Source organism: Streptomyces sp. NPDC093984, from assembly GCF_044764595.1.
GTDB lineage: Bacteria > Actinomycetota > Actinomycetes > Streptomycetales > Streptomycetaceae > Streptomyces > Streptomyces cynarae.
On record NZ_JBIWIM010000011.1, the window covers coordinates 51,264 to 64,032 of the forward strand.

Annotated in this window: 4 protein-coding genes; all 4 read right to left on the reverse strand. The window is 68.2% G+C overall.

Annotated features, from left to right (window positions below; translation table 11 throughout):
- Positions 1-2: 2 nt before the first annotated feature.
- Complete coding sequence (locus ACIRC0_RS30845) at positions 3-10,601, reverse strand: LamG-like jellyroll fold domain-containing protein (RefSeq protein WP_403622509.1); 10,599 nt, start codon at positions 10,599-10,601, stop codon at positions 3-5.
- A gap of 230 nt (positions 10,602-10,831) precedes the next feature.
- Positions 10,832-11,455 (reverse strand): BMP family ABC transporter substrate-binding protein, encoded by a 624-nt coding sequence (locus ACIRC0_RS30850; protein ID WP_403622512.1) that lies wholly within the window; start codon positions 11,453-11,455, stop codon positions 10,832-10,834.
- On the reverse strand, positions 11,452-11,796 hold the full coding sequence (locus ACIRC0_RS30855; RefSeq protein WP_403622515.1) for a hypothetical protein: 345 nt from the start codon (positions 11,794-11,796) through the stop codon (positions 11,452-11,454). Before ACIRC0_RS30855 ends, ACIRC0_RS30850 begins: the two co-directional genes overlap by 4 nt.
- Before the next feature lie 133 nt (positions 11,797-11,929).
- Positions 11,930-12,730, reverse strand: a complete 801-nt coding sequence (locus ACIRC0_RS30860; RefSeq protein WP_403622519.1) for an HNH endonuclease family protein — start codon at positions 12,728-12,730, stop codon at positions 11,930-11,932.
- Positions 12,731-12,769 lie beyond the last annotated feature (39 nt).

Below are 12,769 nucleotides of genomic sequence, written 5' to 3' on the forward strand. Positions count from 1 at the left end.
GTTCACTCCTCCGGCAGGAAGTCGCGCAGCTCGTCATCCCACTCCTCGACTGTTTTCGCAGACTTGTCCCTGTTGCAGCGTCGGCAGGCCACACAGCCGTTGTGAGGTGCTCCGCAGCCACCCTGCTTCTTGGGAATCTTGTGGTCGATCTGAGCATCGTCCGGCTGCCCCTTGATGGGGTTGCCGTCCTCGTCCCGCGAGGCCCGACGCTCCACACTGCGGCCACAGTAGTCACACTTCAGGTCTCCGCCGTTCTTCTTCTTGTTCTCGTCGTAGACCTTCTGTCGACCACTGTCGGTGAAGTCGTCCCCGGCACGCTCGTTCGGGTGAGTTCCGCAGTTGTGGACGAGAACGGCAGTGTCCTCCGCCAGTTCAGCCTGCACATAGTACGTGTGCAGACCCTCGATGCTGAGGTCGTAGGTGATGTGCTGCGCCGTGTACGACCTGACCGCGACGATCTCGGTCGAGGCACCGTCCTCGCTCTGGAGCTTCCGACCCGCCTTGAGATCACCGGCCTGGGTCCAAGCGTTGCGGCTGACCTCGTAGAACTGGTGGTGCTTGGTGGTCTGGATCGTCTTCGGACCCGACTTCGTGGCGACGACGACGTCGACGTAGTCACGGTCGGTCTTGGTGACGATCACCTCCTTGACCCGGTGCTTCTCCTTCTTCTTCTTGCCGGGTTCGGCCGTCAGGACGTAGTCCCCGGCCTTGACCTGAGAGATCGGCTTGACAACGCCGTTGGCCATCAGCACACCGGTCAGGCCCGTGAAGCTGTGCGGCGTGATCGGGCAGCTGCCCGGACGTGAACCGGACCCCGCTGCCTCCTCCGCAGCCTGCGGCCTGGCCTTGGGCCCGTACCTGCTGGCCCCTGCGCCGAAGACACCACCTGTGACGGCGCCGATCGCGGTCGCCTTGGCCGCGCCGCTCGCGCTGCAGCCCTCTTCGCTGGTCGCGCAAGTAACGCCGTAACTGACCGCGCCTTCCGCAGCTCCACCTGCGGCGCCCATGGCCGCGCCCTGCACGACCTTGCCGCCGACACCGGCGAGCAGGCGGCCCACCGCGCCGGAGGCCGCACCGCCGGCCGCGCCACCGAGAGCACCGGTGACACCGCCGATCGCGACCGCGCCGAGGAAGCCGCCGACGGACTTGGGTCCGTCGCTCATCATGTAACCGACGCCGTTGGCCGCGGCGCCCGCGAGGGCCGCGCAGCCGATCGCACCGGCACCGGCCGTGGCCGCCGTACAGCCCGCGAAGACCACGACACCGACCGCCACCGAAGCGATGGTCGCGGCGTGCTGCTTCACAAAGTGGGCTGTGGCCTTGGCCGCCTTCTTGACGCCTCTGCCTATCTTCTTGACGGCCTTCTTCGCCGCCTTGACCGCCTTGGCTACTCCGTGTTTGACCGCCTTGGCGACGTTGCGGACGGTCTTCTTGATGTGGTGGACGACCTTATGGACGTACTTCTTTACTCGTTTGTAGGTGCGTTTGACATATCTCTTGATCTTTTTGACGCTGTCGTGCACATAGTGCACAGCCTTCCGGACCGCCCGGCGGGCCTTGTGGACCACCTTCTTGGCCGCCTTCTTGATTTTCTTGGCGGCCTTGCGGACGGCCTTCGCGGCCTTCTTGACAACGTGCTTGGTCTTCTTCCAGGCCGACTTGGCGACCTTCTTGACCTTCTTGGTGACCTTCTTGACGGCCTTCTTGATGAACGAGAACCAGTGGCCGGTCGGGTCGGTGCCCGTCATCGGGTTGTCGTTGGCGTACGCGTACTGATTCGCGTTCACCGAGTCCGGCAACGGGTTGTTGCTCACCGTGTCGCGGCTGTTGAACTGGCCGGTCTGCGGCGAATACCAGCGCGCGGCCATGTTGACCTTGGCCGTCTGCGGGTCGGTCCACCCGGACTGGTAGCCCAGGTTCCCCAGCATGCCGGCAGTGGACGACGTCTTGCCGAACGGCGTGTACGTCGTCGAGCCGCTCAGCGCCTCCGCCGCGTCGGTGAACTGGGCCACCACATCGTCGTGGACGTCCGTCAGGGCCAGGACTGACGATACGGCCGTCTTCACGCCGAGGAGGGTGCCGTCCACGTCGCGGCTGTAGGACGCGTAACCGTCCGAGGCCACGTCGTTCCCGGCGCCGCTGTACTTGAAGTTGAAGACGTCGGCGCCAGTACCGTCCTTGGCGGACAAGACACGGTCCAGACCGTCATAGGTGTACGTCCGGTCACCCTCGTTGATCACGCGGTTGAAGGCGTCGGCCTTGAGCAGGGTCTGCGTCCCGCCCTCGTCCGTGATCGTCTTCAGCGTGCCGCGCGCGGTGTAGGTGTACGCGTTGTGCCCGTCCGACGTGAGCCGGTTGCGGGCGTCGTACGTGTACGTGTCGCCGCCGACGCGGGTGCGGTTGCCCGAGGCGTCGTAGCCGTAGGCCTCCGTGGTCGTGCCGTTGTTCCACGACGTGAGGCGATTCGCCCAGTCGTAGGTGTACGTGTTCGACGAGGCGCCGCTGACCCCTGTCGTCGTCTTGGACGTCAGGTTGTCGTTCTCGTCCCAGCCATAGGCGATGGAGGCGAGGACCTTGCCGGTGGGCGAAGTCAGCTTGTCGTTGGTGATGCGCTCCAGGGAGTCGTAGGAGAACTCACGCTTCGACTTGCCGGTGCCGTAGTCGATCTGCTTGACGTTGCTGTTGACGTCGTAGGTGTAGGTCAGCGCGGAACCGGTGGCACCGTCGTTGACCGTCTTCAGCCGGCCGGCCGTGTCGTACCCGTAGGTCGTCGTGCCGGAGGCGTCCGTGCGGGAGGTCATCGCGCCGTCGCCGTTGTAGGCGAAGGAAGACGAGCCCGAGGGGCCGGATGTCGACAGCAGCAGGCCGCGGTCGTCGTAGCTGAAGGTGTTCAGGTCGGCGCCCGCACCCGCTACGGCCGTGATGCGGTCGTCGGAGTCGTACGCGTAGGTGTGGTCGACCGTGGCGGCCTCCGCACCCGTGCCGGTGGTCTTCGTCAGCCGGCTCTTCGCGTCGTACTCGTTGGTGACGACCACACCGCCCGGTGAGCGCTGCTCCTTCACCCGGCCGTTGGCGTCGTACACCGTGGTGAAGGTGCGGTCGGCCAGGTCGGGGTGGGCCGGGGTGGACGGCTCGATCTGAGACTCGGGCAGCCCCCAGGTGTTGTAGGTGGTGATGAACGGGTTGCCACGGCCGTCGGTGAAGCGCGTGCGGTTGCCCGCCGCGTCATAGCCGTAGGTCGTGGTGATCGACTCGGTCGCGGAGACCGGCTCCACCGCCCTGGTGACCAGGCCCGTGGGGTCCACGGTCAGCGTGGTCGTGTGCCCGCGGTAGTCGGTCACCGACAGGACATTGCCAGCCCGGTCGTACGTGGAGCTGCTGGTACGCAGCACACCGCCGAGCGGGTCCAGGTCCTGTGTGGAGACCAACCGCCCGAAACCGTCGTAGGTGTTCTTGCTGCTCGTGCCGTCGGGGTCTTTGGAGGTGAGGACCTCGCCGTCCATGTTGTAGGTGAACGTCGACACGTTGCCCGCGGCGTCAGTCACCTCGGTGGTCTCGCCCAGGGCGTTGTACTTGTACGACTCCGCCACACCGGTCGGAGAGATCCTCCGGGAGAGGTCACCGCCGGGCGCGTTGTACTCGTTGATCGCCGTGTAGGCCCGCTGCGTCGGCTGGCGCACGATCTCCGTGCTGGTCAGCTCGTTGCCGAGGTAGTCCCAGGTGGACTCCTCACGGGCGCCGTTCGGGCGGGTCGTCGAGAGCAGGTCGCCGTTGGTGTCGTAGACGTACGTCGTCTTGTCGCCGCCGGGCTCCGTGACCGAGGCCACGTCGCCGAGCTGCGTGTACGAGTACGTCGTGCGGTTGCCCAGCGGGTCGACCTCGGCCGAGACCTGCCCCAGGTCGTTGTACTCGTTCCAGGACATGGCCGTGACCGGCGCCGAGGACCCCGGCGGGGTGTAGTTCGGCAGCTTCGTCGAGGTCTCCTGGCCCTCGGCGTCGTAGGCCGTCACCGTGACGTTGCCGAGCGGGTCGGAGGTCTCGGTCTGCTCGCCGAACGTGTTGTAACCCATCATCGAGACGGGACGGACGGCCGTGGCCGTACCACCGTTCGTCTCCGCGTTCACCACCGGTTCGGTGACGGTGGTCTGCTGGGCAGCCTCGTCGTAGCCGTAGTCGGTCGTATTGCCGTTCGCGTCGGTCATCGACAGCGGCAGACCCCGCTGGTCCAGCTGGTACGTGGTGGTGTGCACCGCGCTGCCGGCCGCCGGAAGCGTGCCGTTGTACACCGACGACACCTGGGAGGCGGTCAGTGCCTCACCGTAGACCTGGACGTCGGCGATCGAGCCGTTGGCGTTCTCGGCGTACGTCCCGTTGTAGAGCCGTCGTCCGATCTGCAGCGGGCCGTTGGCCGCCCAGGGCGAGGTGAAGGCGGTCGTGGTCCCGGACTGGGAGCCGTTGACGTACAGCTTCAGCGACGCGGTGGCCTGGTCGTAGACACCGGTGAGGTGCGTCCAGGTACCGCTCGTCACCGCCGACGTGCCGGAGTAGGTCCGGATGGTCGACGCGCCGCTGGTGTCCGAGCCGTGGCGGTTGAAGGTCCAGCCGTACGCCGTGGAGTAGTACAGCTGGAAGCCGCTGGCCACCTTGCCGTCCTGCGCGAGGAAGGTGCTGTTCGCGCTCGTCGAGCCGAGCTTGACCCAGGCCGAGACGGTGAAGCTGCCGCTGGTGTTCACGGCCGGGCCGTCCGCCTGGCCGTAGGCGTTGGCGGTGCCGTTGAAGACCGCCGAGCCGCCCTTCTCGGTGGAGCGGGTGACGGCGGTGCCCAGCGTCACCTTGCGGTTGCCGCCGGAGGAGTCGTTGGCCGCGAGGCCACTGGTCTCCGACAGCTTCCAGCGCGCCACGGGCGCGGTGCTGCCGTCATGCTCGACGGTCCCGGTGACGTTGCCCAGGTTGTCGTAGAGCGTGTCCGTGGTGTTGACGTCGCCGGTCGCCGGATCCGTCTCCGTCTCGCTGACCACATTGTCGTCAGGGTCGTAGGAGACCTTCGTGGTCCGGTTGGCCCCCGTCGGGTCCAGCACCGAAGACGTGACCCGGTCGTCCGCGTCCACCGTGAACGTGGTCGTCGTACGGCCGTCGTTGGTCACCTGCTTGATCAGGTTCCCGGCCATGTCGTACGTGTTGGACTCCTCGACGAACTGCTTGCCGTTCGCCGGGTCCTTGCGGGTGACGCTGGCCGTGAGGCCGTCGTCGGTGTAGGTGTACGCCGTCACCCAGCCCATGGCGTCCGTGATGGACGCGAGGCGGCCGGCCGGGTCGTAGGCCCGGGACTCCTGCACCAGCGTGGTCGGCGCCGACGGGTTGTTCGGGTCGCCGGTGTAGTTGAGCAGGTTCGTCGTGAGCGGGCGGCCCTCGCCGTCGAAGGTGTAGGTGTTGACGTTCCCCGCGGGGTCGGTCTCCTTCACCTTGTTGCCGTAGACGTCGTACTCGAACGACGTGGTGTCGCCGCCCGGGTCCGTGCGCGTGGCGAGACGGTTGTAGGCGTCGTACGTCATCGACGTCGTCCGCGAGGCGTCGCCGCCGGTGAGGTCGGCGACGGTCTGCGAGGTGACGTCTCCGTCGTAGTCGTAGACGGTCGTCGTCTTCGCCTGGTGCACCGCGCCGGTGACGCGGTTGGTGACCGCCGGGGCGGTCTCGGTGGTGACCTGGTCGTTCTTGTCGTACGTCCAGGTGGTGGTCAGGCCGTTCGGCTGGGAGTCGGATATCTCCTTCTGGGAGACCTTCCGGCCCAGGTTGTCGTACGTGTAGACCACCTTGGCGCCGTTGGCGTCCGTGACCGAGGCCAGGTCGCCGTTGGCGTAGTAGACGTTCTGCGTCTTCTTGCCGCCCGGCGTGGTGACCGTGTCGACCAGGCCCGCGGGGGCCACCGCCGTTCCGCCCTCGGCCGCGGGGGTCGTGGACGTGGTGTAGGTGGTGGTGGCGGTGCGGCCGCCCGGGTGGCCGGGCACCGGCGGGGTGGTCACCGACAGCAGGTTGCCGCCGGTGTCGTAGGTGTAGCTGGTCAGGTACGTGTTGTCCGTCGCGGACGCCGAACGCGCGTCCCGCTCGGTGAGGAGCAGGTCGTTGCGCGGGTCCATGGGCGGGAAGGCGGTCGTCGCGTCGGGGTAGTACGTGTAGTACTCCGTCGCGCACTTGTTCGCCGCCGTGTCCTGGCAGTCGGTCTGCGAGACCGTGTTGCCGCGCACGTCGTGACCGGTGATGCTGCGGTTGCCGTTGGCGTCCGTCACGGTGTGCAGGAAGCCGCCCGTGTCGTAGCCGTACGTCGTCCGCTTGCCCTCGGTGTCGATCGCGGCGAGCAGGCGGTCGCCCATCTCCGCGTCGTACACGTACGTCAGCGTCTTGTTCGTCGGATCGGTCAGCTTGACCGTCTTGACCGGCGCGATGCCGGAGGACGCCTTGTACGCCGACCAGTGCCGGTCGACCTCGTCCTCGCCGAGCGCGTGGTCATAGGCCGCGACCTCGGCGACGGAACCGGTGAAGTAGCTGACGTCACCGGGCGACTGGTACCAGTTCTTGCCGTAGCCCGCGCCGATGAAGGTGCGGGTGTTCGACTGGTCGGCCGGTGCGCCGGTGAAGTCGGCCACCTTGGCGCCGTCGAGGTACATCGTCTGGGTCGTGCCCGAGGACGACAGGACCGCGTGGTGCCACTGGCTGTCGGTGACCGTGCCGGTGGTGCCGAAGGCCGTGCCGGCGGTGCCGGCGGTGGTCCACCAGTGGCCGTGCAGCTTGTTGTCGGCGCCCACGTACAGCAGCGGGTTCCAGGTGCCGCTCGGCGTGGTGCCGGTCGGGGCCGTCGACTGGTCCGAGAGGATCACGCCGGGCTTCGCCGTCTTGAACCACAGCTCCACCGCGCGGTTGGCGGAGGAGTGCCACGGGGTGAACGGGATCTCCGCGTAGGAGGAGGTGCCGTTGAAGGACACCGCCGTCACGTCACCCGTGCCGAACGGGCCCGCCACACCCTGCGTGACGGTGTTGTACGTGCCGAATCCGGTGTGGATCTCGTTGGCCGCCTGCGCGGCGCCGCCCGTGTCGGACAGCCTCCAGTAGCCGGAGGGGGCGGAGCCCATCACGGCGGAGCGGTAGACCTGCGAGGAACCGGTGACGGTCGGCGGGTTCAGCTTCCAGGTGCCGCCGTCGCCGTCCGTGGCCTGCGTGACCAGGTCGTCGGTGGGGCCGTAGGTGATGGCCGCCTGCGTCTTGCCGCCCGGCGTGGTGATCTTGCTGAGCAGACCGGCGGACCGCTTGGCGGCCTGGTACTGCGCGGTGATCACCGACGGGTCGAGCGGCTCGGAGTAGATGGCGACCTCGGCCATCTGACCGGTGTAGTGCCCGAGCTGGTCGTTCGGGTTCATCGCCGGCCAGCCCTGGGTGTTCACACCCGCGCCGAGCGAGATGTACGGCTGGTTCCAGTCGTTGATCGTGCCGGACAGGGAGCCCTGCGCGACACCGTCCAGGTAGAGCGTCTGGCTGGTGGCCTGACCGGTGAGGACCGCGTTGTGCCACTGGCCGTCGGTGACGGTCGCGGTGGACACGATGTTGGGGCTGCAACTGGGCGACATGGCCAGGCAGCCGCGCAGCTTGCCGTCGGTGCCGACGTACACCGCGGGGGTGTTCTTCGTCGTGTTGTTCACCGGGTCGGCGTCGCTCAGCGGCTTGTCGCCGTAGTAGAAGAGCACTCCGCCGGCCGTGGTCGTCTTGAACCACAGCGAGACCGACGTGTACGACGGCGTCGCACCCGGCGCGGAGGGCATCTCCACGTAGGAGGTGGTGCCGTTGAACGTGGCCGTGGTCTGCGTCGAGCCCGCGAGGACCGACGAGCTGCCCAGGGTCACGTTGTGGTACAGGCCGTTGTAGCGGCCCTGGTTCAGGTCGACGGTGTCCTTGGCGACGGTCGCCCCGGCCGCCTCGCCGAGCCGCCAGTACGCGTACGGGTCGGCGTCCAGCACCGTGGTGCGGTAGTGGTTGCCGGTGACGTACGTGTACGACGTGCAGTGCGTCCAGTCGGCCGGCGGGCAGACCTTGGTCAGCTGGTCGCCGGTGTAGCTGTACTGCCACGTCTGCGCGGTGCTGGAGTCGCCCGCGGTGGACGGGTCGGTGGCCACGGTCGCGACGTGCGCGGTGGTGGCACCGGTCGGGGTCTGCCACGCCAGCGTCAGGGAGCGCTTCGACGTGTCGTTGGTGATCTTCGTGAGCTGCTTGGACGTGTTGTACGTGAACGTCTCGGTGCGGCCCGCGTAGTCCTTGATGCTGGAGATGGCGTAGGTGCCGGCCTTCGCGGTCGCCTGCTTGAAGGCGTACTCCGTGAAGTCCTTGTCCGTCAGCGTGTAGCCGCCGGTCACCGACTGCAGACGCGCGTAGCGGCCCATCGGGGGCTGGAACGTGCCGTCGCTGTTGCGGCCGAAGGCGACCTGCTCACCGCCCGGGTAGGTGACGATCACGCTGGTGACCGCCCCGGACGGGTCCTTGACCTCGGCGGCCTTCATGTCGACGACCGTCGACCAGCCGGCGCCGAAGGCGCTGTCGATGCGCGGGTCGATGCTGTTGTACGACCGCTCGATCTCCAGCGACGGGCCGACCACCTCGACGTCCGCGTCGCTGTCGTCGGTGGTGTAGTTCGCCTCCGACGGGTCGAACTCGTGGCCGTCGGTGTTCTGGGCCAGGCCCGAGGTCACCGGCGGCTGCGGCACCGCGGTGGTGAAGCGGCTGGAGTAGGTGACCTCCTCGTAGCCGTCGGTCACGCCCACGTACCAGACGTAGTTCTTCGACCAGGTCAGCTTGCCCGCGGGGATCTTCCAGCTGCTCTTGGTGAGGTTGCCGGAGGTGACCACCGGGGTGGTGCTGCCGGAGTCGGCGTCGTACACCTCGTAGCTGTAGGTCAGGCTCGCGTTCGGCCACTTGTCGGCGTCGCTCGCGTAGACCAGCAGCTCCGGCTGGAGGGTGTTGGCCTGGAAGTTCTCCGGCGGGTACTGGGCGTTGACCTGCGGCGCGGTGTTCGGCGCGTAGGTCAGGTCCAGCGAGGGCCGCCAGGCGGCGGTGGCCGAGTCGTCGGAGTGGAACTTCTTCCAGTGCAGGCCGTCGCTGGTCGGCGCGGCCATGGCCAGGCCGTAGTTGGCCCCGCCGGTGGCGACCTGGGTGAACCACGAGGTCGACAGCGTCACCGGCATCTTCACGCCGACGCTCGCGCTGCCGCTGCTGTTGGTGCAGGAGGCACCCGGGTCGGGGGTGGTGGTGCCGATGGCGGAGCCGTACGACGGGCCGGGGTAGGTGGTGGTCGTCGACGGCGACCACGACTGGGTCACCGGGTAGACCGAGAAGGCCTCCGGCGTGCAGGTCGAGGACCACAGCGCCCAGAGGTTCAGCTGGGCGGCGGACACCTTCTGGCCGGCCAGCGTCGTCCCCAGGTTGGAGAACTGCAGGAAGGAGTTGGCCTTGGTGGTGCCGCTGTCGTACGAACCGACCTTGATCTGCGTCTCGGCGGAGCGGTTGGAGGCGTAGTCGGTCTGGACGTACGTCGCCTCGCTCGCGAGGACCGTGGTCGGGTCGACGGTGACCGGGTAGACCCGCTTGGGGTCGTCCAGCCAGGCCCGGTCGGCGGTCATCCGCAGCGCCGGCTCGCCGTCGACGGTGGTCAGCTCGTAGGAGACCGCTCCGGAGCGCGCGCCCTCACCGGAGCGCCGGTCTATGTTGGCGTCCTCCATGTAGGCGTGCGGGGCGGTGGCGGCGACCTTGCCGTCGGCGCCGACGAACTCCACGTCGCCGTTGTCGGCCAGGCGCGGGGTCAGACCCTGGGCGTCCAGCTTGAAGACCCAGGAGTTGGCGGCGTCCGGCGAGCGCAGGACGACGTTCTCCTTGAAGCCGTCGGCGATCGGGACGAGCTGGACGTCCGTGTCGGGCAGCACGCCGTTGTAGACGACCGTGCCGTCGGTGCCCTTGGTCGCGGCCACCTTGGCCGCGCCGTTCAGCTCGTAGGCGAGGGCACGGCCGGAGCCGAGGCCGACGGAGGCCAGCTCGTCGTCGGCCGCGTTCGGGGCGAAGTCGACGTCGAGGGAGTTGGCCTTCTGCTCGAAGCGGCCCTCCTCGTCCTTGACGAGGCGGGTGTCGATCGGCTGCCAGGTGCCGTCGGGTGCCCTGAAGTTGGTGCGGCCGCTGTAGTGGCGGATCGTCGTCGAGCCGTCCTCGTTGACGTAGTAGTCCGAGGTCTCCGTCGACTTCTTCGCGTCGCGCTTGCTGGTGGCCGGGTCGAAGCTCTTGCCGGTGCCCCGGGCGGGGCCGGTCGTGGCCTGCTCCGGCTTGTCCACGGGGCGCTGGTAGGCGTCGAGCTCGCCCTTGCCCTTGCCGGGCGCGCGGCCGACGCCGCGGTCGGCGTCGGTGGCGTCGGCGGAGGCGTGGTGGCTCTTGCCGCGGGCGGTGCCGCCCTCCTGGTCCGGGGTGTCCGGATCGCCCGGCTCGCTCACCCACTTCCAGAGACCCGAGAGGGACAACTCCGGCATTTTCGGTGCCGAAAGGGTGGCACCGGTGGCCTCTGCCGTCTCTGTGGTGAGCATGAACGACAGGGACACAAGGACAGAAAGAGCGGTAGCCCTCGCTCTGCGCCGTCCGGAACCACCCGGAGGGTACAAGCGAGGGCTACGCACCCAGCGAACACGCATGGGCAAGCCTCTACTTACGAGCCGACAAAAGCTTCGCAAGTTTGCCCCAAGAACGTGCAAAGGCTCCACACGAGACGGGCAACGTTAGCTGATCTTTACCAACGACCCGGAACCCTGGGGGCAGTTCACGCGTTAGATGCCCTCACGGCCTGTCTGATCGCTTGCGCCACCGTCTCCTTGAGACTTTCGTCCGGCTTCGCGACGGTCACGTTCCCGGCCGTCTCCGCCTTCACCGCCGACGCGTCGTCGACCAGGACGAAACGCACCGCCGTGTTCTTCCCGGCGGCGGCACGCGTGACCTGAACCTGCGGCGTGCCGACCGCCACCACGACATCGCACTGACGCTGGATCAGGCTGTTGAGGAACGGCTGGACGTTGCCCGCCGACTGCGGCCCCGTGACCGGCACATAGGTGACCCTGGCCAGCGTGTCCCGGGATGCCTGCTGCATGCCCTCCCACGCCGAAGCGGCGAGCGTTCCCCGCGTGATGCCCTTGTCCCCCGTCAACATGCACGCGTCGAAGTCCTGGTACTGGCGCGCCCGAGGATCAGGGGGCGCGGCCCGCTCCTCCCCGGCGAACAGCCAGGCGCCCACCAGCCCGAGCACGACGACGGCCGCACCGCCGCCGGCCACCCAGGCCCCACGGCCCCGCAACGCGCCGGCCACCGCCGCCAACGCGCGGACCACCGGTGCCCCGCGCGTGGATCGGGTCTTCTTGTTGCCGGCACGCCAGCCACGCCGGGTCTTCATCGGGCGTCTCCCCCCGAGGCCCTGACGAACAGGCAGTGCAGCGCCGCTCCGAGCGTGGAGGCGAACAGCAACAGGACGTCGGCGGCGTACTGCAGGCCGTGGGTGTCCACCGGTGTGAGCATGGCCTCGAACAGCCATGCCACGTTCACCGCACTGAAGATCACCGCCGCCAGCCAGTCCGCGCGCGTGCCCCGCCGGAAGGCCAGCACAAGCGAGGGCACGGCACCCAGCATTCCCAGACTCAACAGGGGTACGGCCGCCAGTGCCGCCCGGGGCAGCAGCCCGGGAACGGTGCCTGTCACCGCTTCAGTCGCGCGCGCGGCGACCACGTCGTGCTTCACGGCCGTTCACCTTCGCCTCTCAGGAGCGCCTACGTAGAGGTCCGTACATATACACGAATATGGACGGGACGCCGTAGGGTACCTCCCCGGCCGGACGACGCCGACAGGGGAAGTTCTCCGCGAGGCCGCCGCCTCAGCCGCCGCACTGACGCAGCATCATCTGCTTGTCGGCCGTCGTCACGGGGAGGTCGTACTTGAGCGACACCTGGGCGAAGCGGACCGAGTAGGCGCAGCGGATCTGTGTGTTCGGGGGCAGCCAGGTCGCCGGCCCGGAGTCGCCCTTCGCGCCATTGGTCGGTCCGTCCACCGGGATCAGGTTCAGCGGGTCGTTGGCGATGTCCTCCCGCTTGTCCTTCGACCAGCGCGAGGCACCCATCTGCCAGTCGTACGACAGCGGCATGACGTGGTCTATCTGCACTGTCGCCGCATGGGACTTGGTCCACCCGATCGTCTTCCCGGTGTACGGGTCGTGCAGCGTCATGGAGGTGACGACGCAGTCCGAGCCCGCCCGGAAGCGGACCTTCTCGCCATCGCGCTTCAGGAGATCGTTGCGCGAGTCACACCCGTTGTGGGAAAAGGGGATTCCGCCCGGGGCCGAGTCGGTCCAGGCGTAGCCGAACTTGTCCCGCTCGTACCCCGTCTTGGGTCCGCGGCCCTTCGTCGCCACTTTCTCGATCAGCGACCGGGCCTTCGCCTTGTCCGCGCTCGAAGTGATGGCTGCCAGGCCCGGCTTCGTCCCGTCGGGGTTGTCCAGCGGGTTCACAGCCCGGCCGTCGGCGGCCGTGGGGACGGCGGAACCGGAGGGTCCGCCGTCCGCGGGCGGGGCCAGGTCCTTGCACCCGGTCACCGTCAATCCGGTGGCCAGCAGAACGGCGGATGCCAGCAGGGCGCGCCGCCTTCCGCCACAGTGCCCGACGTGCCGCTCAGTACGCATTGCGCGACGCCCTCCCCTTGCCTGTACCGCCCGCGCCGG

What these genes read in the sequence shown, in the direction of transcription:
- ACIRC0_RS30845 (WP_403622509.1), bottom strand. Translation starts at nt 10,601, where the DNA reads ATGCTCACCACAGAGACGGCAGAGGCCACCGGTGCCACCCTTTCGGCA.
- ACIRC0_RS30850 (WP_403622512.1), bottom strand. Translation starts at nt 11,455, where the DNA reads ATGAAGACCCGGCGTGGCTGGCGTGCCGGCAACAAGAAGACCCGATCC.
- ACIRC0_RS30860 (WP_403622519.1), bottom strand. Translation starts at nt 12,730, where the DNA reads ATGCGTACTGAGCGGCACGTCGGGCACTGTGGCGGAAGGCGGCGCGCC.